The following is a 23,183-nucleotide window of genomic DNA, read 5'->3' on the forward strand; positions in this document are numbered from 1 at the left end:
AATCGGATGGCGGACAAGGCGTCGAGTTTGGCCAAACAACGCGATGGTAGGTCAAGGCGGGCAGCCGGCACGGAAAATACTTCCACTTCCGGCTTGCGTAGTAGATCTCACGATCAGCCCGCCCGTCATGGCCGATTACGGACATGCTCATTTTTTCCGCTGCCGCGGCTTGGCTGGAAACTTCTCGCGCGCCGTTACGCCGGCGCAAAAGCCGAGCTTTCTATAGCTTTCGAACTGACTTTCATCGAAGAACTGATCGATGGTCGATTGCTGCGGAAAGGACATATAGCGGCTCGCGTACGACTGGATATCGACTGGCTCGCGCCGGTCCTGACACATCGTGGCCTTGATGAGCAGCAGATCGGCCATCGTGCCGTCGCGGTACACCACCGTCCCCGTCTGGAAGGTCGATACGGGCAATGTGCATGGGGGTTGTGCGCGCATGCCATTGAGATCGATCCTGACTTCGGCGCCCAGATCGATACGACATTTGCGCACGGCCGCGCCGAGATCCTCGAAGGCGCGCTGCTGGTCCGCCGCCGCATCGACGATGAGAATGTAGCCGCACTTGCGCCGCACCAGTTCGTACAGGCCGGTGTTGTCGAAATGCCCGCCGTCGGACAGGTAAACAAACGAACAATCCTCGTCGATGCGACCGCGCAGTTCCTGCAGCAGACGCAGCGGAGCAAAGCCGCTATTCGACCTCTCGTAGAGCTTGCGCGGATTGGGGCACCATTTGCCCAGGCGCAGATTGAAGAGCGTGAGGAGGAACGACAGTGTCGGCCGCGTGTGATACCCCATGTTCGAACTGAGCGCGGCGCCTGAGATGGCCATAGCCGTTCCGAGCGAGATGCCGCTCTCATCGGAATTACGGCTTGTCGCATAGGGCTCGGTGTAGCGGTACGCGCTGCCATCTCCATTGTTGCTCCGCTCCGTGGAACGCTCGGTCGTGTCGCCTTGCAGATTGGAAAGCTCATAGCCAACGTGCAGCCTGCTGAAGGTGAACGATGCCGCCTTGCGCTCCTGCCAGGCCAGATTGCGTCCCTGTGTGAGATTCATGGCCGTATTGAAGATCTGCAACGGGCGAATGTCATCTGACGGCGCAGGCATCTCGCGTAACAGCATGTCGTCGTTCAAATCGAATCCTGTGAACGGATTGGCGATGCGCTTCTTGTTCGTCGCGCCCAGATAGCAGCGCACGAGACGATTCTTGTAGACACTCTGGAGCGAAAACTTGTTGACGTCGAGCCGCTTGCCGAAGATCCATAACGTAAGCGCAAGTGTGACAGTCGCGATCGCGAGAATGGGCCACTCGCGCGCGTCCCACGCAAAAGCGGTCACGCTCGCCGCAACGAGGTCGTGCTGAGCCCACGCCGTCGACATGCTAAAGAGCGGGAGTCCGTTGTCATTCACGACCGGCGAGACGAGCGCGGGTTCGATTGCCTTGCCCCATGCGCCGAGCAAACTGCTCTCGACCGTGGCCAGCATCGCGAGAATCAGCAGCACGGCGATCGCGGCGGCGATATTCAGCATGTTCGCGTACCGTTGACGGCGCTCGACGGTGTCTTTTTCCGGAGCCTTGCGCAGGGCGCCCCATGCGGTCGTCGCCACCCAACTCGCGCTGACGAGCGACATCCCATAGCGCAGCCCCTCTCCGCCCAAGTGCAGAATGATCGCCGGGATGTAGATGGAGAACGCAAACAGAAGTACCCAGTAAAGCGCGACCACCGAGATTCTCGCGCTGAGCCGGCTCCACCATTCCCGCACGCGATCGTGATAAAGCGTACCCGCCAGCCCGACGAAGATCACGCTCGAAATCACGTAGACGAGCAGCATGAGAATCGGCACGAACGTCCACACGAACGGCGCCGAACGCGCATCCGCGCCGGTCAGCAACTGCCATTTCACGAGCGCGAGCAACCCGACGGCGCTGGCGAGTCCGATGACCGTCGCCAGTGCGCCATAGAAGGCGACCGCGATGCCCTGAAACCATGTCCGCCTGCTCCAGAACGGGTCGGGGTGGTCGTAGTCGTACAAGCCGAACGCCATGAGCACGGGAAAAATCAGATTCATCGCTCCGATAACCGCCGCGGCTACAAGCGCGCACCGCAGGGCGTCGGAGAAGTAGACTTCGTGCCACGCGCCGACAGGTTTGGCTAGCATCAGCCACTGCGTCATGAACAGCGACCACAACAGTATCGGCACGACCAGGGACCAGTTGGCGTATCGATCACCTTTTCGGATGAGTTTCGCCACGACGCGCGCGCCGAGTTTATCCTGTTTGACGCAAGACTTCTGGCGCGCCTGGAGATCGAGATGAAGCGCGGTTGCACCCATGATCCAGACGAACAACGCCGCCGCGCATGCACCGATCAGCCGGCTGTCGCCGATGAGCCCGGCGATAAGCGGCGGCTGTCCCATGCAACTTCCCCGGCAGATCGTTTCCGATAACTCAGTGCCCACGACGAACCATTTCGGCAGCAGAAGCACAAGCCACCATGTCGATATCAGAACGATCCAGTTGAGAAAGACATTGCGAGTCCAGGCGCAGACGAGCGTAAGCGTATCGAGCGAAAGCATGCCGAGTTTGGGCGCGAGATAGTTGCTGTAGCGCCTGAGCCAGACGATCTCATCCGGCTCTTCAACGAGGCCTCCGCCATTCGCCGTCACGGATTTCTTCAGCTTATCCTGAACGCCATAGATGCCACGCTCTTCGCGTGCGACCCATGCCGACAGCATCGAACCGATGTAGCCGCCGCCCGATACCGTCGACATGTAATCGAAGTTGGCGAGCTTGCCTTCCGCGGCCAGCGCCTGCAGCACGCCCAGGCAGAACGTCGCGCTGCGGATGCCGCCGCCCGACAGCGCCACACCCGCCGGCCGCTCCGGTCGGGAGTCGCCGCATCCGAGCGCCTTGAGCTCGTCGGACCTCACCTCATCGAAACTGAGCGGCTGTTGCCGATCCAGCCGTCCGGAAATTCGCTGGGCTTCGGGTTGCCGCCGCGCGCGCGCTCCTGCAGACCCGGCATGCCGCGCGTCGCCTCGCAGCATCGGGTCGGACAATGCACCGCTATCGCTGGTATTCATAGGTCCTCCTGCCGGGGTGAACGATCCATGGAGCGAGCGCCGGGGGCCGCGCCCCCGCCGTTATCGCGAATCGCCCGTTATCTGACCCGTCCGCCACACTCAATTGTTCGCGGCATTCCTGACTGAACCTGCCGTCTCAACTTCTTCCTTCGGCTGGCTGTCTTTCGCCGACGCCATCGCGCGCGCGAGCACGGCTTGCGCTTCGGCCCGGCGTTCGAACTCCACGGTATCCACCACCATGCGTCCGTATTGGGCGAGGAACGTGCTGCACACGGAAGGTAAATCGCCCGATCCCGCCCGCCCCAACGGCCCGCCGTTCGCACCGGCTTGCGCTTTGTCGTCCAGCGCGACGGCGCAGGCCAGCACCAGAGGACCGGCTTCGCTGCCGCGCAGATACGCTTGCTGCAACTGCACGATCGCCGTGGTCTGCGCATCGCTGAGTCCGGCCTTGGTGGCCTGTCCCGGCGTGGATGACGCGGACGTATGCGCCCCCGGCGCGCTCTTGTCCGGAGCAGCCGCATCGCCGCCCTGAGCGTTCGCCTGATCCGCCGTGCCGGCCTTCTTGACGGCGGCCACCTTCTTCATCGCTGCGCGCGTGCCGTCCGCGGCCACCGGCTGAGCGACCGGCGCGGACCCGTCCTGCGGCGCGTCGCCAGGCGCCGGCTTTCCGGTGCCGGGCGGCGGCGCCGTTGCCTCGGTCGTCGTGCCATCGGACGCGATGCCGTCGCCGGACACCATTTCCACCGCCAGCAACGTGACCATCACATCGCCGAAACGGCTGAGCAGGAAGGCGTAGCTGATCGGCGAAATCGCGCCGTTCGCGTAGGCTTCGCATGCGCTGAAAAGCCCGTTGCGCAACAACTGGATCGTGCCGAGCCGCTTGCCGAGCTGGGCGATCGCCTCGCTGCGCGCGCGCGACACGGCCAGCGCGCCGCGCACGTCGCCCGCCTGCGACAGCGCGGGAATCGCCTTCGCCTCGGCCTCGGCGCTCGCGCCGAATGCCGTCGAGAAGGCTTTCGCGACCTCGGGGCTGGGCTCGGCGCAGATCACATCGTGCGGCGCTGCGGGGGCGTTGCGGGAGCGCGCATAGACGAGGCGCGAGTCCGCCTTGGTGGCAAGCGTGTCGGCCTCGCCGACGTTCTGATGGGAAATGCTGGGCATGTCGACGCATGCCGTGAGCGCGAGCGTGGCTGCCGCCAGCGCCATCGAGCTGAGCTTGTGCATGGTTCCTCCGATTTCCTCGACCGTCGTTCATCCAGTTGCAAACATCGCGGCCCGATGCCGGGGCTGCGCGGGCGAGAGGACATGACTGGGGTCGATGGTGCCGAAAGCGAGGCCGGACGTTCGTGCCAGGCCGCTCGATCTCGATGAACTGAATTCCCGCTCGATAGGCAGAACGATTCCGCACACCGCGATTTGAACGCGCGCGCCGACGCTTTTTGCACCGCCCCCGCCTGCGCTGGCGCGCCGCAGCCCGCCTACGACTTTCGATGTAGGCGTTCCGGTCGATGTTGCGCGCCCCCTCCCGCCACTAATTTTCAAGCGCCGGCTCGCAGGCGCGGCTTTATAGCCGCATCGCCTCGGCCACGCGCTTGGCGGCGCACCGGTCTCGTCAGGAGGGGCCATGTTCTCGCAACCCACAGGAATGCACGCGGCGCGCCGCGCCTCAGGTCTTCGCGACGCGGTGTCAGCATGGATGCGCTAAGCCCTCGCGATTCCGGCATCCTGGCGATGGAAACCGCCACGCTCGCCGATCTCTGGCAACGCCGCGCCAGTCTCTCGGACGTCGAAATTGGGAGTATTTACAGAATGGTGCTCGCCGCGCTGCGCTCCTACTACCCGCCGGAATTGCGCGGACTGCCGGAGGACAAGGAAGAGCTGATCTCGCAATTCTTCTTCTCGCGCGTGCTGCGGCTCGATTCGGAGCAGCGGGCCTCGCACGCGTCGCCGGAGAGCGCGCCTTCCACCGCGCATGCGTTGTGCGCGTACTTTCGCCGTTTCCTGATCGACTGCCTGCGCAGCGCGAGCCTGCAACGCAATCTGTCGCTCGAAATCGACGGCGTGCAGGCCGAAGTCGATTCCCGCGCGCACGCACCCGACGATCCGATCGCGGCGACGCTCGCGGAGTTCGGACTGACCGAGGCGCGCGTGCGCGCGCTCGCGCGGGTATTCGTCGCGCAGTCCGACGAGCACGACCGCCAGATCCTCGCGGGCAGCCTCGGCGCGAGCAGCGAGCGCAAGGGCGGCCTCAAGGGCGTCGCCGACGCGTACGACGTGCCTTCATACCACTATCGCGCGCGCAAGCTCGGCGTGACGACGAAGAAAGATTCGACGCCCGCCTGCTACGCCGCGACCAAGATCGGCCGCTGGACGGAAGAGACGCTCGGCATTGAGATCACGCCGGAAAACCGCGATGCGATTCTGATCGTGCTGAATCTGCTGGCGCTGGAAGCGCACGCGTGAAGGGAGGGGAGGCTACGCGTGCCTTTCCTTGTCGGCTTGCAGGCGCCCCGCGATAAGCTGCACCAGATAAAGCGCAAACTCAGGCTCCTGATAATAGAGGCGAATCGCGTCGGCGGCCGAGACCGTGCGCATCTCGCAGTCGGTCTTGCAGACCACCGTCGACGTCCGCCGCCGCTCCGGCGAAAAGAGGCCGATTTCGCCGAGCACCGCGCCCGCGCCCAGTTCGATGCCCGGCTCGGCGAGACGCACGACGCCTGTCTCGACGTAAAACATCTGACCGCTCGGATCGCCCTTGCGAAACAGGACTTCGCCCGCGCGAAAACGCTGGCTTTCCATCCTCGCAAGCAGCCGCGCGACCGGCAAAGGACCGCTGAAGGCGTGATTCGCCTGCGTATCGCGGATCTTTTCCATGCGCGCCGCGACCGCGCTCGCTTCGCCCCGGCTCGACACTTTTAGCGCCTTGAAGATCGTCGTCAGATGCGTCTTGACCGTGGCTTCGGCGACGCCCAGCTCACGCGCGATGATCTTGTTGGAGCGTCCCCGCGCGAGCAGCGCGAGCACCTCTAGCTGGCGCTGCGTCAGATGCAGGTGGAGATACGGGTCGGCCGCGGCCGCCGCGCTAGACGGGACCGACTCGGGCGGCGCGTACGGCGCTTCCGTTGATGCGGTCAGCAGCGAGCGCGGCAGCGAGACGCCGCCCGCGAGCACCAGCCCCAGCGCGCCGAAAAGCAGCTTCGCCGACGCGGATTTCTCCACGCAACCGGCAATGCCCGCCGCGATCAGTTCATCGACCTCTTCGCGCGTCGCCATGCCGAGCAGCACGATGATGGGCGTCGCGCGCGCATGGCCGCGCGCGGCATCGAACTCGTCGCCGGTCTCGCGCAGGCGCTCGCCATCCATCACGATGCAGTCGGGCTTGCGCGCGCCCGGCAGTTCCACGCCGAGACGGTCGCACGCCAGCACTTCGGCATCCTGCGCGAATCCGCGCAAGAGCGCCGCAACGCCGTCGCGAAACAGCCCCGCCGGTCCGGTGAGAAGGATGTACATGTAAGGAATGCTATACCCACTGGCGCGGTCATGCCGCCACGGCGCGCGCGCCATGACGCGCCGGTTTCGAATTCCGCGGCACTCCATCGTCTTCCAGAGCGAAAGCCGTCGGCTTTCGACCGAGACCCTTTCCAGGAGCACGCCATGATCCCCAACCAACCTCACCGCATCTGCAATCTGATTCCGTCCAGGAACACGCACAAGGACTGGCAGTTCAGGGATGCGCTGGAAGCAGGCGCGGTCGGCGCCGTCGCCGCACTGCCGGACGCCATCGATCTTCGCGCGCCGTGGTGGCCGGTCGGGGACCAGGGGCAGACCGGCTCGTGCGTCGGCTGGGGATCGACCGACGGACTGATGCGCTATCACATGGTCAAAGCGGGCAAGCTGGCCGAAGAGGAATTGCTGTCGCCGCGTTACACGTGGATGGCGTCGAAGGAAACCGATACGTTCGTGTCGCGTCCGGAGACCTTCATCGAAGGCGCCGGGACGACGCTGAAAGCCGCGATGGACATCTGCCGCAACTATGGCGTCGTCACCGATGCGCTCTTGCCGTTCAATATCGCCACGCTGATGTACATCGGAAACGAGAACGAATTCTTCGCGACGGCCTCGCAACGGCGCGCCACCGCGTACTTCAACCTCGGGAAGAACTTCAATCAATGGCGGACCTGGCTCGCCTCGCACGGGCCGATCCTCGTCGGCGTGAACGTCGATTCGACCTGGGACAACGCGACCGCGACGCAAGGCAAGCTGGACGTCTTCAATGCCCAGACGACCCGTGGCGGACATGCGCCGTGCGTCGTGGGATACACCGCCGATCAGCGCTTCATCATTCGCAACAGTTGGGGCACGGGCTGGGGCGATAATGGCTTCGCTTATGCCACCGAGCAATACATCACCGACGCCTTCTTCGACGAAAGCTACGGGATCACCGTCTGAACCACAGCAAGCGCATTGAACCGGAGTCGCGATGCGGTCAACCTTTCTTCTCGCGTGCGTGCCGCTCGCGCTCCTCTCCTGCTCGACCCAGTCGAATCCGACCATGAACGCCATACGAACCATCACGGAAGCCGATCGCGGGGCCGTCGTCGAGATGCGCACGGGAGAACGCCTCGCCGTGTGCCTCAACGAAAATCCGAGCACCGGATTTCGCTGGGCGCTCGACGGCGAAACCAGACTCTTCGACATCGAGGACAACCGCTACACCGCCGCCTCCGCGAACCTCGGCAGCGGCGGGCAGACATGCTGGTTCCTGCGGGCGAAGGGCGCGGGACAGGAAGGCGTCGCATTCAAATTGTGGCGGCACTGGGAAGGCGACAAGTCCATCGTCAAACGCTTCGACTTTGCGGCGAACGTCTCGTAACCGGCGTAACCGATCGATCGTGCGCCACGATGCGCCCGCCGACCAAGCCTTTGAAGCGACCGCTTCAAGGTGAAGTGTCGCGCGCGCGCAAATCGTCTCCATACCCTCCTTTTGGGGCTAATTAAAAGCGTTCGTATCCACCATAATCTATACGCCAGACGAACTCTGCCGCGCCTGTCCGTCGCCCCTTCGGCATGCCACACAGCCCTGCCGAATCGGCCCGACGGCCCGCGCGTCCGTTCGCACAGAGGAGTCGCGTAATGGATTCGCTTTCGACATGGCTTGGCGAGCTTGGCCTCGAACGTTACGCGACGGTACTCGAGGCCAATGGTGTGGACCTCGAAGCGCTGCCGCTTCTCACCGATCGCGATCTCGCCGAACTGGGCGTGCTGCTCGGCCATCGCCGGCGTCTGCTCGACGCCCTCTCCCATCCGCAACGCGACACCGCGCGGCAAGCGCCGCAACCCTCGCGGGCCCAGCGTCCGCCGGGCGAGCGGCGTCAGCTCACGGTGCTCTTTTGCGATCTCGCCGGCTCGACCGAACTCGCGCAGCGTCTGGACGCCGAAGAACTGCACGAAGTCATGCGCACTTTTCAGGAGACCTGCGCACGCGTCGTGACCCGCTACGAGGGGCACGTTGCGCAATATCTCGGCGACGGCATGCTCATTTATTTCGGATTCCCGCAGGCACGCGAAGATGCCGCCGAACGCGCGGTGCGCGCCGCGCTCGATATCGTCGCCGAAGTCGGCCGGCTGTCCGCCAGCGCGCCGCTGCGCGTGCATATGGGCGTCGCGACGGGCGCGGTCGTGGTCGGCGAACTGGAAGGCCACGAATCGTCGCCTTTCGATACCGCCGTCGGCGCGACGCCGAATCTCGCCGCGCGCCTGTGCGCCCACGCCGGCCCCGACGAAATCGTGATCGCGCCGAGCACGCGCCGGCTGCTCGGCAGCACGTTCGAACTCGAAGAGCTGGGCGAGCACGAACTCAAGGGCATCAGCACGCCGGTCAATCTCTCGCGCGTCGCGGGCCTCGCGCATCGCGAAAGCCGCTACAGCGCGTTCCGGCCGAATCGCGCGACGCCGTTCGTCGGCCGCGAGCACGAAGTCGATCTGCTGGTTTCGCGCTGGGGCATCGCCCGCGACGGCGAGGGTCAGGCCGTGCTGCTCATGGGCGAGCCGGGCATCGGCAAGAGCCGCATCGCGCATGTGCTGCGCGAACGGCTGAGCGGCGAGCAGCATCTGACGCTGCTTTACCAGTGCTCGCCGTTCCAGACCAGTTCGTCGTTTCACCCGATCATCGGGCATTTGTCCGAGACGAGCGGCTTCCTGCGTCAGGACTCGCCCGAGACGCGCCTCGGCAAGCTCGAAGCGACGCTTCATCTCGAACCCGGCGAACGCGACGACGTCGCGCCGCTGTTCGCCGCGCTGCTTTCGCTGCCGACCGACCGCTATCCGCCGCGCATGGATTCTCCGCAGCGGCTGCGCGAAGTGACGATCGAAGCGCTCGTCGAGCAGCCGATCCGGCTGTCGAGCGGACAGCCGCTGCTGATCATTTTCGAGGACGCACAATGGGCCGACGCCGACACCCTCGAAACGATGGCGCGCTTCATCGAGCGAATCCGTCACTGGCCGATCCTGATGCTGATTACGTGCCGCCCCGAGTTCACGCCCGCGTGGACCGCGCACGGCAACGTGACGCTTTTGCATCTGAACCGCCTCGCGAGACGCCAGGGCGCGCAGATCGCGGCCGAATTGACCGCCGTCAAGCCGCTTCCCGCCGACGTCCTCGAACAGATTCTGGAACGTGCCGACGGCGTGCCGCTCTTCGTCGAAGAACTGACGCAGACCGTGCTCGAAGCGGGGCTGCTGCGCGACGCCGGCGATCACTGGGAAACGAACGGACGCGCCGCGCCGCTCGCCATTCCCTTCACGCTGCACGATTCGCTGATGGCGCGTCTCGATCATCTCGCGCCGGTCAAGACGATCGCGCAGATCGGCGCGTGCATCGGCCGCGAGTTCGATCACGCGCTGCTGGCCGCGATCGCACCGGTCGACGGCGCGCGGCTCGCGCAGGCGCTCGCGTCGCTCGAAGCGAGCGGACTGGTGTTCCGGCGCGGCGGCGGCGGCGACGCGATCTACCGCTTCAAGCACGCGCTCGTCGGCGATGTGGCCTACGACAGCCTTCTGAAGAGCCAGCGCGTGCGTATTCATGCGCGCATCGCGAAGGCGCTCGCGGAGGCGTTCGCCGATCGCGTCAAGGCGAGTCCCGAACTGCTCGCGCTGCATTTAACCTGCGCTGGCATGATCGACGAAGCCCTCGCGCAATGGATCGCGGCCACGCGGGTCGCGATGGCGCGTTATCGTCATCGCGAGGCGCTGGCGCATGTCGATGCGGGGCTCGCGCTCGTCGCCGACTCGAATCCGGCCCGTCGCGCCGATTGCGAAGTCGCGCTGCTGGTGATGGCCGCGGCGTGCCATTGGGCGCTCAAAGGTTACGCGTGCCAGGAATGCGCCGCGCTCTGGACGCGCGCCGAAGCGCTGCTCGACGGCGTGACGCAGGAACGGCTGCGCGTGCTGGCGCTCGTCGGCATCAACAATTTCGCCTACGCCGCCGCGGATTCGCCGAAGTGCGTGGCAACCTCGGAACGGCTGATCGAGCTCGCATCGCGCACGGATGATACCGGCAGCAAGATCGTCGCCTATGCGGCGGTCGGGCCGATCCTGTATCAGCAGGCGCAGTTCGATCGCTGCGCGACGTGCCTGCAATACGTGATCGACACCTATGACGTCGCGCACTCCACCGGCTACGGGCGCTTCAACGACGCCAAGGTGACGGCGTGCTCCTGGCTCGGCTATTGCGAGCTGGCGGCGGGCCGCTTCGGCCGGGCGCTGTGGCTCGCGCGCATGGCGATCGATCACGCCGACGCGCTCGCGCAGCCGTTCGTGCTGTCGCAGGCGCTGGCGGTCGGCGCGCGGCCGTTCGTCGAGGTCGGCGAGATCGGCGCGGCGCGCGAACTGTGCCGCCGCTGCATCGAGTTGTGCGACACGCAGCGTCTGCCGTTCTGGAAGGGCTGGGCGATGGTGTACGAAGGCGTGGCGTCGGCGCGCGAAGGACAGCACGCGAGCGCGCTCGCGCGGCTCGACGAAGCGGTCGCGCATCTCGCGGGCAACGGCGGCCGCAACGATCTCGCCTATGTGCATGCGTGGCGCGCGCAGGCGCTGGCGCATCTCGGACGTCACGACGATGCCCGCGAGTGCATCGCCGCCGCGCGCGCCGATTGCCTGCGCACGGGCCAGCAAACCGGCCTCGTCGATCTCGCCTACGCGGCGGGCGTCGTCGAGAAGGCCGATCCGCGCGCCGCGCCTGGCCTCGCGCTCGCGCGGCTGCGCACGGCGGCGAGCGAGGCGCGCGCGCAGAACCTGCGGCTGCTGGAACTGCGCGCCAGCATCGAGATGGCGGGCGTGCTGCGCATCGAAGGACGCGGCGACGAAGCGAGCGCGTGTCTCGAAGCCATCGTCCCGGGTTTCGCCGACGAGCACGACTGCGCGCTGGTGAAAGAAGCGCGGCGGCTGCTGTCGACCTGCGCGACGCCGGACTGAGCCCGCATCAGAAGCGATACCCCACGCGCAGCGAGAAAACGATGGGATCGAGCGTGAGCTTGGCCTCGGAGCGCCGCGTGACGGGTCCGAGCGGCGCCTGGCTCGTGGTCGTGAAGTGCCCGGTCGTATGCAGCGGAATATACGACAGCGACATCACGCCGAACCAGTGCTCGTTGACGGCGTAGTTGAAACCGATGTTGAAGATGGGCGCCCAGGTCGTGTCCGCCTCGGCGGTCGTCGCGCCGCCGAGCGCCCGCGCTTCGAACGCGGCGTTGGTGATTTCCGCGTCGCTGAACGAGGTGCGCGTGACGCCCACGCCGATATACGGCCTGAACTTCGCCTGCGGCTCGAAGAACACGTACTTGAAGAGCAGCGCGGGGCTCCATTGCTTGACGGTGCCGAGCTTGCCGAAGCTGTCGAGCGACCCCGTGCCGGAAATATCGAATTTGGGCGGAATGCCGACTTCGAGCTCCGCCGCGATATGAGGGGTCACGAAGTAGCCGAGCACGACGCCGAAGGTATCGGCGCTCGACGCCCCCGCGCCCGTGTTGGGCTGCACGATATTGACGGGCCGGCCATTGACCGATGTCACCGTGAACGGGCCGCTGCTGTCCTGCGGCGCCAAATGGAACCAGCCGGCGGTCACATAGAGATTCTGCAGGGATTGCGCGTGGCCGGCCGTGGCGGACGAGGCTAGCGCGGCGCACAGGACCATCAAACGAGATGCTTTCACGGGACGTGTCTCCTGCATCGCATTCGCTCGGGAAAACCCATCGTACGCGCGGGGATGCCGGATACGATCGGGATGACTATCGATTGCTCTGCCGTTCGAGGCGTGATACGGCGTGCTTCCGCACTTCAAACGGCGAGCGCTTCGCTCGTCTAACGGTGGATGACACGCTGCCAGGAGCCACCGATGGGATTCCGCGATCAGTTGACCGAACCGGGCTGCATGCCCGAGGGTGCGAGCGCCGCGTGCCCGGCCGCACCGCCGCCGATCGTCACGGGCAAGCTGCTCGCGATCGCGGGCGAAACCGGGGACGCGCTGGTCATGATCGAGCGCAACGCACAGCCTCAGGTCGTGCGCGCCCGCGCCACGGTCGATCTGCACGCGGCGCATATCGGCCAGACCGTGGTGCTGGCCTTCGAGGCGGGCGACATGACGCGCCCCATCGTGCTCGGCGTGCTGCGCGGCCAGTCCGGCTGGCCGCTGCCCGACATGCCGGCACAGGTCGAAGTCGAGGCGGACGGCGAGCGCATGCTCGTGCGCGCCCGCGAACAGCTCGTGCTTGCCTGCGGCGAGGCGCGCATCGTGCTGCATCGCGACGGCCGCATCGACATCAAGGGACACAGCATCGTGAGCGAGGCCGTCGCGGTGAATCGCATTCGCGGAGGGCGCATATCCCTCAACTGATGCGTTCGATGCCGACCCAACCGGAGCCCGCGCGATGCCCTCTGCGTCACAGCCATACGTCGGCTTCGAGCCTCGCGAAATCTCGACGATGACCCATCGCGCGGTCATCGACGAGCACGCGAGCGAAGCGGCCTTTCTGTGGCGCCTGCGCACGTCGGCGGCGGATGCGCCCCATTACACGCTGCTTCACTTCCACAAGCTCGACATGCGCCTCATCGCGCATCTGTGCGGGCTGGAGATCGCGGGCGCCGCCGGGTTGCGCGCGGCGCAGCGCAATCTCGAGGATGCCGGGCCGGGCACGGTGTTCGTCGCGGCGTTCGTAGCCTTCGCGATGCTCGAACCGAACGCGATGGCCGAGGTCCTCGCGCTGCTCGCGAACGAGCCGCGTTTCGAGAAGCCCGTGCGCACGGCGCTCGCCTGGCAGCAGGAAAGCGCGATGCGCGCGGTGCTTGCCATCATCGGCCGGTCGAGGCACGTGCAGCACAGAAAGCTCGCGCTCGCGGCGGCCATCGCGCGGCGCCAGGCGTCGTTCGCCCGCCTGGACACCGCCTTGCGCGACGAGGACGCCGGACTGCGCGCCATCGCCCTGCGCGGCATCGGCGTGCTGGCGCTCAGGAGCCTGGCCCGCGAGGCGGAGGCCGCGCTGCGCGACCCGGACCCGGCGTGCCGCTTCTGGGCCGCGTGGACGCTCGTGCTCTTCGGCGATGCACGGCATTGCCCCGCGCTCATGGAAGCCGGCGACACCTTGCCGCCGCTGCGCCTCGCCGCGCTGGACATGTCGATGCGCCGTGGCGATCCCCGCTGGATTCGCGGCACGATCCGCGCGCTCGCATCGAACGACGACGAGCGCAGGCTCGCCCTGCGCGCCGCGGGCGCATTCGGCGATCCCGCGAGCGTGCCGTGGCTGCTCAATCATGCCGACGACCCGGCATGCGCGCGCGCGGCCGGCGCGGCGTTCTCGCTCATCACAGGCGCGGATCTCGACTATGACGGCCTGAAGCGCCCGCCGCCCGCCGATGCGCCCGAAGCGAACCCGGACGACGACGATCTCGACTGGCCCGACCCGCCGCGCGTGCATGCGTGGTGGCAGGCAGAGCGCGGCCGGTTCACGGCCGGCACGCGCCATCTGCGCGGCCAGCCGGTGTGCGCCGCGCAGGCCCGCCGCGTTCTGGCCGAGGGCTACCAGCGCCAGCGCACGGCGGCGGCGCTCGAACTTTCGCTGAGCGATCCGGCGCTGGGTCTTTTCCCCGTGCGCGATCGCACGGACCGGCAGCACGAGAGACTACGCGGATGATCTTCGTCAACGAAACGACCTGCCCCGCGAGCTGGACGGTGGGCTATCAGCGCGATGGACGCGAGCGGCTCATCGTCGTCGTCAAGGGCACGTACACCTTGCCGGAAAACGGCGAACCCACCGTGCTCGCGCCGCAGCAGCAAGCGCTCGTGGAAGCGGATCAGTTCATCGGCGAACCGGGGTATTCCGCGCCGTTGCGGGAGACCGATTACGCGCACTGCAAGACCGCGTGCGACGTTCTGCTGCTCGGCAGCGCCCATGCGCCGGGCCAGCGTGCCGCCTTGCGCGTGCAGGTCGGCCTGCAGGTCGGCACGATGACGAAACGCTTCGACGTGACCGGCCCGCGCGTGTGGCACCGGCGGCTCGGCACGAGCGTCATGGCCGCCAGCGCGCCCGCGGCGTTCGAGCGTCTGCCGATTCACTACGGCACCGCGTTCGGCGGCGTCGACCGCAGCGAGGAAAAGCGGACCGGGCGCGTCGACACGTTTCTTCCCAATCCCGCCGGCAGGGGTTTCGCGCGTCATCCGGCGAGCCTCGACGGGCAGCTTCTGCCCTTCACTTCCGAACACGGCAAGCCCGTCACGCAGGCAGAGGCGCGCTACACGCCGATGGCGTTCTCGCCGATCGGACGCAACTGGCTGCCGCGCAGCCGCTTCGCGGGCACCTACGATCAGCAGTGGATCGACAACACCGCGCCGTGCTGGCCCGACGATTTCGACGACCGCTACTTTCAGGCGGCGCCGCCGGACCAGATCATCGCGTTTCCGCGCGCACCGCTCGACGTGCGGCTGTCGAACCTGACGCCCGATGGCGACCGGCGCTTCACGATTCCTCACCGGCCGATGCCGGTCACGTTCATTCCGTATCAGGGCCGCGACGTCGAGCGCGACGCCCTGCTCGACACCATCGTGCTGGAACCCGACGAAGCGCGCTATACGCTCACATGGCGCAGCGTGCTGCCGCTCGGCAAGAGCATCTTCGATGTGCGCGAGGTCATCGTCGGCGAGCGCTCGCGGGCGGCGCGCATGACGCGGCGCTTCGCGGGCAAGCCGTGGTATCCGAGTCTCGCCGATGCCGTGCGCGCGCTCGACCGGCGCAAAGGAAGCCGGTCATGACGCGCCTCGCCGTGCTCGCGAGCGGCATGGTCACGGCGCTCGGCTTCAACGCGCCCGCGACGCTGGCCGCGTTGCGCGCGGGCGTCAGCGGCATCGAACAGACGTGGCTCGCCGACACCGAATCGGGCGTGCCGCTTCGCGGCGCGAAGGCGCGCTTGCCGCAATGGTGGGACGGCGTCGGCAAGCTCGCGAACCTGCTCGCGCCCGCGATCCACGAGTGCGCGGCCGCCGCGCATCCGATGCCGCTGCGCGAGATTCCGCTGCTCATCGGCATTGCCGCGCCGCGGCGGCCCGCGCGCCTCGCGCAACTCGACGAAGGCCTGCTCGACGAACTGCACGACCGTCTGCGGCTCGCGCGGCATCCGCATACGCGCGTTTTCGCGCACGATCAGGCCGGTTGCGCGCTTGCGCTGCTGCACGCGCAGGCGCTCATCGACGAGGGCGTGGCGGCGCGTGTGATCGTCGCGGGCGTCGACAGCTTCCTGAGCCAGCCCGCGCTCGATATCTACATGCAGCGGCGGCGCGTGATGACGCAAATGAACTCCAACGGCTTCTTCCCCGGCGAAGCGGGCTGCGCGGTGCTCGTGGCCGGTGCGGAAGGACTGCCGGCGCGCGCGCTGGTGATCGAAGGCATGGCCGCCGATACCGAAAGCGCGACCATCGATTCAACGAATCCGCTGACTGCGCGCGCGCTCACTCGCGCGATCCGCGAGGCGCTCGCGCGCGCCGGGTTGCGCATGAAGGACATCGGCTACCGGCTGACGGATCTGTCGGGCGAGCACTACAAGTTCAAGGAGGCGGCGTTCGCGTACAACCGTTTCAAGGACGACGAACGAAGCGGCCCGCTTGCGCTGTGGCATCCGGTCGAATACCTGGGCGAGATCGGCGCCGCCATCCTGCCGTGCCTGCTCGCGCAGGCGCTGCACGCCGCGACGCTGCGTTACGCGCCCGGCCCTGTCGCGCTGTGCCATATCGGCAGCGACGCGGGTGAGCGCGTGGCGATCGTCGCGCGCATGAACGAGGAGCCGCGATGAGCAAGAACGTTTTCGCCAACGGACGCGAGGTGTCGGCGGGCAAGGACGGCAACGAGTCGCTCGCGATGATGCCCGACGTGTGCCTCTCGCCGCCGAGTCCGCCGGCGGGGCCGGTGCCGATTCCGTATCCGAACTTCGCGAAGGCGTCGGATATCAGCAACGGCACGCGCTCGGTGAAGATCGGCGATGAGCAGGTCACGATCAAGAGCACGTCGAACTACAAGACGAGCACCGGCAACGAAGCGGCGACGAAGTCGCTCGGCATGGGTGTGATGAGCCACCAGATCACGCATCCGAGCTACTTCGCGGCCTGGTCCTTCGATGTCAAGTTCGAGGGCGAGAACGCCGCGCGGCAACTGGATCTGACGACGGGAAACCATACGAGTTGAGGTGAAAGATGTCTAACGGGGGCGTGACGAGCAACAAGGCGAATGCGGAGCCGAAGGTGGATCCCAGATGCGAGGACATGGAGAAGCGGAACCAGGAAAACCGCGAGCAAGTGACCGAGGCATTCGAGGGCTCCCGCACCGTTGCAGGAAAGGAAGTGCATGAGAAAGCGTCGAAAGCGGGCATGACCTTCGGCTCGATGCGCGCCAACATCCCCGCTGCGAACGGCGGCCCGCTCAGGCAAACGTGGAGCGCATGCAGCAGCGGGAAGGCACAGGAGCGCTTCTCCGATTCGCTGAAGGCGGGCGGCGAATCCAAGCAGGGAGCGGGCACCACCACCGTCAGGCTGTGCGACGGCGCCAGTTTCAAGCACAAGCAGGGCGGGTACGGCTACCACGCCGAAGCGCGGCTCATCACGGAAGTGGCGAACGCGACCGGCGGCAACCTCACCGGGGGCACCCTCATTTTCAAAACGGACTGGCGCTACACGTCGCTGCGCAGGAAGAAGCAAAAGAAAGGGGCCTGCCAATCGGGGATGCCGTGCCGTGGCTGCTACCAGGCCATGTGCAAAGCGACGAAATGCGGCCTCGAGATCATGCTCTGCAATGCCAATAACGAGCTCGTTCCGTTCGAGAACCCGAGCGGCAAACCCGGATGCAGCGGCAAAAAGAAAAAAGATCCCGCGAAAGACGGTCTCGCCGATCTCGACAAGCGCATGGGCGAGCATCCTTTGTATGGCATAACCTGATGAGGCACCACGCTCACACACGAGGGCACGACATGGAATTTCTTTCTGTCATCCGCGACGCGGGCATTGCGGGCGCCCCGCTCCAGTACGAGTGGGACGTCGAGGTGTCGAGAAGCATCACCTATCCGCTCGAAGAGGAGCATCCGCGACTCGCGCGCGCATTCGAACTCATCAGCGACCGCGCGGCGCTCGCACTTGCGATGGCCAGCGCCGAATGGGTGGCGCAACGCTTCGAGGGAATCATCGATATCGGCGATGCGCTCATGCGTATCGAAGCGGGCTACGCCGCCGTGATCGACCCGCGGCTCGCGACACTGCCGACGCCCGACGAACCGTTCCCCGACGATCTGCAAGATGCGCACGGTCCCTTGAAACTCGCCCGCATGATCATTACGACGGCGTTCGAGTACATGAAGGACGGCGAAGGCGTGGTGGACGAGTCGCTGAGCATGGCCCTGCTCGCGCGACATGTGTGTCCGCAGCGAAAGAAATACGACGCCTGGCTATCCGCCGTCTTGAAGCGCGCGGCGAAGCACTATCCGTACGTGGAGGATGAACCCCCAGAACAACAGTCCCCTGTCCCCCGCGAATTCTTCGACCTCACCCCCGACTGGACCCCCGCCCACGCCACCACCGAACTGCGCGCCTTCCTCGCCTCGCTCGACCCCGCGCGCAATCCGTATCTGAACGCCGACGAAGTGCTGCGCGCGCAACGCGATCCCGCTTCCGTGCCGCCCCAAAAGCCATGATGTACTTCGACTGCCTGCCGCCCATCGCGTCCTGTCTCGACCGGCATGCGCCGCTTCGCTACATCTGGGACGACACCCGCGCTTCGGCGGACTATCGCTACGATCCGGACTGGGTGCTACAAGCGGCGGCGGGCATGTCCAAGCGCGCCAACATGGTGCTGTGCGTCGGCCTTTACGAGTGGATCATGTGGCGCTTCGACGCTTTCGTCGATGACCCCGTGCCCAGACAAGTGCTCGAAGCCGCGTGGTGCGCCACCGTGGACCCGGCGCGCATCGCGCTGTTTGAGCTGGCCCGCCGCGAGTGGCTCGGGCCCGTGCGCGGCCCCTTGTGGTGCGCGGTCACATGGCTTCGGCCCGCGGTGGCCTCGGGCGACGACTTCCCGTTCGAAATCGAAGACGCGCTGCAATACCTGACGCGCCTCGCCGTGCATGTCTGCCCGTGGCGCGATCCATTCGAGCAATGGCTGCGCGACGTGCTGACCCGCCTCACCGCGCGCTTTCCCTTCGTCCCCGACGATCCGTTCGACGATCTCTTCTCGGAGGAAACCGTGCGCCGCCGCGGTACGCTCATCGCGCGCAGCGTGCTCGACACAACCCGTGCCTATGACATCGGCGAAGGCGCGCGCTGGAGTGCGGCGTTGCTCCGGCAGGCGAACGCCGCTTCGAATCCGTTTCTGGAGCCTGTCGCGCAGACACCGTGAACGCGCCGGGCGGCCCGGCGGCACGGTTCAATTCTGCAGAATCTTCGAACCCGTCATCGCGATTTCGCTGTCCGCTTTCGCGTTGATCTTCCCGCTCGCGACGATCGACACATTCTTCCCCTTGATCTGGATGGTGCCATCCTTCTTCATGAGAATGCTCGCATCGCCCGTCTTGATGACCACCGACTCGGCCGCCTCGATGATGAGATTCTTGCCCACCTTGAGCGCGTCGTCTTCGGTCACCGAGGTCGTGCGCCCCTTGCCCACTGTGCTCGACTGCGCGCCGTCGATCGACTCGCTCGCGTCCTTGGCGACCGTCACCGTCTGTGCGCCGCTCACCGCGAGCGACTGATCGCTGCCCACGCTCGTCGATTGCTTGCCGCCCACGCTCACCGTCTGATCCGAGCCCACCGACATGGTCTGGCTGGACCCGACGCTCACCGTCTGACTCGCGCCGACGGTCTCCGTGTGATAAGCGCCAATCGTCACGATCTGATACGCGCCGACCGTCACGGCCTGGAACGCACCGACCGTGACCTCCTGCGCCGCGCCCACGGTAATGGTCTCGTTGATGCCCACGCTGTGCGTGCGCTGCAGAAACACCGTCGCGGTCTCGCTCGCCTTCACGGTCTTGGTCCGGTTCGAGCCGATCGTGATGCGCTCGTCGACGCCCACCGTCTCCGTGCGATTCATCACGACGTCGATCTTCTCGTCGTTGCCGACCGTTTCCGTGCGGTTGTGCTTCACGACCGTGGTCTCGTCGTGGTCGATGTTCTTCTTGCGGTCGTTGCCGACCCAATGCGTCTCGTCCTTCTCCACTTCGATATCCTGATTGCGCTCGGCATGCAGCAGCACCTGCTCGGCGCCCTTCTTGTCCTCGAAGCGGAATTCGTTGCAGTTCGCCGCGCTGCCGCCCTTCGACGAGCGGCTTTTGATGCCGGTCTGCGTCATGTTCGCGGGCAGGTCGTAAGGCGGCATCTGCTCGGCGTTGTAGACGCGCCCCGTGATGATCGGCCGGTCGGGATCGCCTTCCAGAAAATCGACGATCACTTCCTGCCCCATGCGCGGAATCGCGATCGCCCCGAAGCCCTTGCCCGCCCACGGCTGCGACACGCGTATCCAGCACGAACTGTTCTCGTCGCGCTTGCCTTGCCGGTCCCAGAAGAACTGCACCTTCACGCGCCCGTACTGGTCGGTATGGATTTCATCGCCGCCGGGCCCGACGACCACCGCCGTCTGCGGCCCCTGCACGAACGGCTTGCGCGTCACGCGCGCGGGCGCGAAGGGCTGCTTCGCATCGATCGCGGAGAACCAGCACTCGCAGCGGTTCGACTGCGCGCCGTCGAAGGCTTCGTAATCGGCGAGATCGATCTCGTATTGCGTGCGCGTGACGAGATACTGCGTGTTCTGATCGGCGCGCGGATGGCGCGTCAGCTTGAGCAATGCACCCGTGCGCACGCGCTTGCTGTTGGTGCGCGCATCGGCCTGATGCCAGTTGATGGCCCGGTCCGCGCTCGCGCCGCCTTCGACGAGCCATTCGTCCGCGCGCGTTTTCGCCCGGCTTTCGCCGTGGTTCGCATCGGCATAGCCGCCGGGATAATCGAAATGCTCCAGCCCGGAAAACGCGTCGAAGCCCGGCATCTGCTTGACGGCCTGTTTCTGCAAGGCGCGCGACGGGTGCTTGAAGTCGTAGTCGGTGAGCAGCCAGTTGCGCGTTTCGATCATGTGATTGACACGCCACTCGCTCACGTAATCGATGGCGGGCGCGGCATTCATCACCGCGCCGTACGGCAGCGATTCGCAGCCCGCGACGCTGTCGTGCGCGGCGGGCGTGTCGGTCAGGATGAGCGCTTCCTTGCCATCCGTGTCCTGAAACCAGTAGTAGATGCCCTCGTCTTCCAGCAGACGGCTGACGAAGTTGAAATCCGACTCCCGATACTGCACGCAGTATTCACGCGGCGGATGCGTGCGCGCATTGGCCTTCCACTTGACTTCGCCGATTTCGAGCTGCTTGTAGACCGGATCGGCGAAGATCGCCTTCACGATCTCCTCGACCGTCTTGTTCTGGAAGATGCGGCAGTTGCTGCGGCGTGTGAGCAGCCACAGCCACGGGCGCACCGCCGCTTCGTACATGAAGAGGCGCCCGCGCATGCCGACTTGCCGGAAGCTCACCACATAGCCGCCGAACACGCGCGGCTTTGCGCCTTCCAGATGCAGCGACACGCTTACGCGCTTGCCGAGTATCCGCGCGATGTCGATATCCGCGCGCTTCGACACGAGCGTAAGCTCGCAGCACGGCATGCGCCCGAGCGCCGCGCTCGCGCGCAGCGACAGAAAGCGCAGGTCGTCGGCGAGCGGCGTATCGACGCTTGCGAGCGGTTGCGCCGTTACGGCATCGTTGCTGGCCATCGGCGCCTCCGCATCGAGAATCAGCGCACTTCGGTCGTGCGCACGTCCCAGCCGAACTTGACCGCGCCGCCGAGCGCGCCCTTGTCGTCCTGCGGCTTGTACTCGAATTCGATGTCCGCGTACATCAGGCTCACGGTTTCCCGCAACTCGCCGCCCATGCCGCCGCCCACCGCGACGTGCGTCACCGTGACCTGCTTCATCGTGACCGTGAGGAACTCCTTCTGACCTTCGCCCGCCTTGCTCACGGTGAGCTTGGCGCTCGCGAGGTGCTTGCCGCTCACGCAGCTTTTTTCGAGCGTGGGCGAGGCCTTGTCGTAGAAATGCGAGAACGTGAACAGGCCGGGATGCGCCTTGCCCTGGCCGCTGCCGCCGCCGACGGTCGCGCTGCCGGAGTTGGTCGCGTCCCAGTCGAAGGTCTGCACCTCGATCTGTCCTTCCGCACCCTTGTGCTTCGATTCGCCTTCGATTCCATCAACCTTGAGATAGCAGTCGATCGTTGCCATGAAGTCCTCCGTCGTGATCGGCTTTCGTCGCGGGGTATCGCGCCTGGAGGTAGAACGAACGCCGTTCGCCGAATTTCAACGTCGGTCGCATTCAAAATCGCGCGGCGGCGGCCGTCTTGTCTTCGCCGACGCTTTCTTCCGGATGAGGACGATGCCCAGCCCCGATTCACGCGATCCACGCCTGCACGACGCGCTCTCGATCGACACCCTGCACCAGTTCGAGCTGCTCGCGCTCGCGCAGTCCGACGACATGCTGCTGCAGGTCGTGCCCAAGCGCAGCAACACGCCGGTGAAGGGCGAAGCCGGCAAGCGCGGCGACTGGGACACGCCGATGCAGATTCACGGCTGGCGCTGGGCGCAAGGCTACGACGCGGCCTCGCACGGAGCCGCGCTCAATGCGAACGACATGCGCGTGACGGCGCTCGGCGTGATCAGGACGGCGGACTCGGCGTCGCCCGTCATCGCGAAACTGTGCGCGCAGGCGGAACTGCTCGCGCTCGCGCATATCCGCTGTTTCAAGTCGGCGGGCACGGATCATGGCGTGCAGATCGAATATCTGTCGATGAAGCTCGAACAGGCGTATATCCGCAACTATCAGGTCTTCACGAGCCCGCGCTTCAATCGCCCGTGCGAGATTTTCGAACTGTCCGCGCAGCAACTCACGATGACCTGCGCGCCGCAAACCGACGCCGGCAGTAGAGGCGCGGACGTGACCTTCGCGCTCGACGTGTCCACGCGGCGCGTGAGCTAGCGCGCCCTCAAAAAAGGACTCGCGCCGATGAACGAACCCAGCGCCGCCGACCGGCTCCAGCCGTCGCTGCTCGATCGCCTGATCGACGACGATCCCGCCGCCGAGCGCTTCATGACGCATCGCAGTCTGCGCGCGGCGGTGCTGCGCGACGTGTCGTGGCTTTTCAACACGACCAATCTGGGCGGCGCGATCGAGGAAGAACACTTCCCGCACGCGTTCGCCTCGGTGCTCAACTACGGCTTGCCGTGCCTGTCGGGACGCTTCGCATCGACGATCGACACGGTGTTGCTCGAACAGGCGATCCGTCAGGCGATCGAGCGCTTCGAGCCGCGCATCGATCCTTCGACGCTGGAGATCGAGCCCGTGCTCGACCGCTCCGTGCTCGACATGCACAACCAGATCGCGCTCGTGATCCGCGGCCTGCTGTGGGCGCAGCCGGTGCCGCTCGAATTCGCGCTGCGTACGCAGATCGATCTGGAAGAAGGCGGCATCACCGTGATGGAACTGCCGCGCTGACTC

General features: G+C 66.1%; 20 protein-coding genes. 14 read left to right on the plus strand and 6 right to left on the minus strand.

The annotated features are described in order from the left end of the window. Positions 1-147 precede the first annotated feature (147 nt). Positions 148-3,087, minus strand: coding sequence for a patatin-like phospholipase family protein (locus tag LY284_RS25390; RefSeq protein ID WP_233388643.1), 2,940 nt, complete (start codon positions 3,085-3,087; stop codon positions 148-150). A 99-nt stretch (positions 3,088-3,186) separates the two neighbouring features. Next, positions 3,187-4,311, minus strand: a complete 1,125-nt coding sequence (locus LY284_RS25395) for a hypothetical protein (protein WP_233388644.1) — start codon at positions 4,309-4,311, stop codon at positions 3,187-3,189. 468 nt (positions 4,312-4,779) lie between these two features. On the opposite strand from LY284_RS25395, the gene LY284_RS25400 reads away from it, so the two are divergent. Continuing rightward, complete coding sequence (locus LY284_RS25400; protein ID WP_233388646.1) at positions 4,780-5,550, plus strand: hypothetical protein; 771 nt, start codon at positions 4,780-4,782, stop codon at positions 5,548-5,550. Between the two features lie 12 nt (positions 5,551-5,562). On the opposite strand, the gene LY284_RS25405 is transcribed toward LY284_RS25400, so the two are convergent. Further along, entirely contained in the window at positions 5,563-6,597 is a 1,035-nt protein-coding gene (locus LY284_RS25405) for a LuxR C-terminal-related transcriptional regulator (RefSeq protein WP_233388648.1), read from the minus strand. A gap of 144 nt (positions 6,598-6,741) precedes the next feature. On the opposite strand from LY284_RS25405, the gene LY284_RS25410 reads away from it, so the two are divergent. The 3 genes from LY284_RS25410 (at position 6,742) to LY284_RS25420 (ending at position 11,559) form a co-directional block, all read left to right on the plus strand. Beyond that, positions 6,742-7,536, plus strand: coding sequence for a C1 family peptidase (locus LY284_RS25410; RefSeq protein ID WP_233388651.1), 795 nt, complete (start codon positions 6,742-6,744; stop codon positions 7,534-7,536). A gap of 31 nt (positions 7,537-7,567) precedes the next feature. Then, on the plus strand, positions 7,568-7,960 hold the full coding sequence (locus LY284_RS25415; RefSeq protein WP_233388653.1) for a protease inhibitor I42 family protein: 393 nt from the start codon (positions 7,568-7,570) through the stop codon (positions 7,958-7,960). Between the two features lie 260 nt (positions 7,961-8,220). Further along, positions 8,221-11,559 (plus strand): adenylate/guanylate cyclase domain-containing protein, encoded by a 3,339-nt coding sequence (locus tag LY284_RS25420; RefSeq protein WP_233388655.1) that lies wholly within the window; start codon positions 8,221-8,223, stop codon positions 11,557-11,559. 7 nt (positions 11,560-11,566) lie between these two features. Here the strand turns inward: LY284_RS25420 and LY284_RS25425 are convergent, their stop codons facing one another. Further along, positions 11,567-12,274, minus strand: a complete 708-nt coding sequence (locus LY284_RS25425) for an OmpW family protein (protein WP_233390930.1) — start codon at positions 12,272-12,274, stop codon at positions 11,567-11,569. Between the two features lie 201 nt (positions 12,275-12,475). Between LY284_RS25425 and LY284_RS25430 the strand changes: the two genes are divergently transcribed. The 8 genes from LY284_RS25430 (at position 12,476) to LY284_RS25465 (ending at position 19,001) form a co-directional block, all read left to right on the plus strand. Next, positions 12,476-12,973: a DUF6484 domain-containing protein gene (locus LY284_RS25430; protein WP_233388656.1), complete on the plus strand. Its 498-nt coding sequence runs from the start codon at positions 12,476-12,478 to the stop codon at positions 12,971-12,973. A gap of 34 nt (positions 12,974-13,007) precedes the next feature. Continuing rightward, entirely contained in the window at positions 13,008-14,267 is a 1,260-nt protein-coding gene (locus LY284_RS25435; protein ID WP_233388658.1) for a TIGR02270 family protein, read from the plus strand. After that, a complete protein-coding gene (locus tag LY284_RS25440) occupies positions 14,264-15,382 on the plus strand; it encodes a DUF2169 domain-containing protein (RefSeq protein ID WP_233388660.1) in 1,119 nt (372 codons plus the stop codon). The genes LY284_RS25435 and LY284_RS25440 overlap by 4 nt, the downstream gene beginning before the upstream one ends. Next, positions 15,379-16,416, plus strand: a complete 1,038-nt coding sequence (locus LY284_RS25445) for a hypothetical protein (protein WP_233388662.1) — start codon at positions 15,379-15,381, stop codon at positions 16,414-16,416. The genes LY284_RS25440 and LY284_RS25445 overlap by 4 nt, the downstream gene beginning before the upstream one ends. Then, on the plus strand, positions 16,413-16,805 hold the full coding sequence (locus LY284_RS25450; protein WP_077160612.1) for a DUF4150 domain-containing protein: 393 nt from the start codon (positions 16,413-16,415) through the stop codon (positions 16,803-16,805). The genes LY284_RS25445 and LY284_RS25450 overlap by 4 nt, the downstream gene beginning before the upstream one ends. Positions 16,806-16,882: 77 nt before the next feature. Continuing rightward, positions 16,883-17,551 (plus strand): hypothetical protein, encoded by a 669-nt coding sequence (locus tag LY284_RS25455; RefSeq protein ID WP_143281622.1) that lies wholly within the window; start codon positions 16,883-16,885, stop codon positions 17,549-17,551. Positions 17,552-17,583: 32 nt separating this feature from the next. Then, positions 17,584-18,300, plus strand: coding sequence for a hypothetical protein (locus LY284_RS25460; protein ID WP_233388664.1), 717 nt, complete (start codon positions 17,584-17,586; stop codon positions 18,298-18,300). Next, entirely contained in the window at positions 18,297-19,001 is a 705-nt protein-coding gene (locus LY284_RS25465) for a hypothetical protein (RefSeq protein WP_233388666.1), read from the plus strand. The genes LY284_RS25460 and LY284_RS25465 overlap by 4 nt, the downstream gene beginning before the upstream one ends. Positions 19,002-19,028: 27 nt before the next feature. On the opposite strand, the gene LY284_RS25470 is transcribed toward LY284_RS25465, so the two are convergent. Both LY284_RS25470 and LY284_RS25475 read right to left on the minus strand, forming a co-directional pair. Next, on the minus strand, positions 19,029-21,410 hold the full coding sequence (locus tag LY284_RS25470) for a type VI secretion system Vgr family protein (RefSeq protein ID WP_233388668.1): 2,382 nt from the start codon (positions 21,408-21,410) through the stop codon (positions 19,029-19,031). Between the two features lie 20 nt (positions 21,411-21,430). Next, positions 21,431-21,913: a type VI secretion system tube protein Hcp gene (locus tag LY284_RS25475; protein WP_053572024.1), complete on the minus strand. Its 483-nt coding sequence runs from the start codon at positions 21,911-21,913 to the stop codon at positions 21,431-21,433. 151 nt (positions 21,914-22,064) lie between these two features. Here LY284_RS25475 and LY284_RS25480 point away from each other — a divergent pair, with 151 nt between their 5' ends. Then, on the plus strand, positions 22,065-22,664 hold the full coding sequence (locus tag LY284_RS25480; protein ID WP_233388670.1) for a type VI secretion system tube protein Hcp: 600 nt from the start codon (positions 22,065-22,067) through the stop codon (positions 22,662-22,664). Between the two features lie 27 nt (positions 22,665-22,691). Beyond that, entirely contained in the window at positions 22,692-23,180 is a 489-nt protein-coding gene (tssE, locus tag LY284_RS25485) for a type VI secretion system baseplate subunit TssE (RefSeq protein WP_014251938.1), read from the plus strand. Positions 23,181-23,183: the final 3 nt, after the last annotated feature.

It is taken from the genome of Caballeronia sp. PC1 (assembly GCF_021353155.1).
Taxonomy (GTDB): domain Bacteria; phylum Pseudomonadota; class Gammaproteobacteria; order Burkholderiales; family Burkholderiaceae; genus Caballeronia; species Caballeronia cordobensis.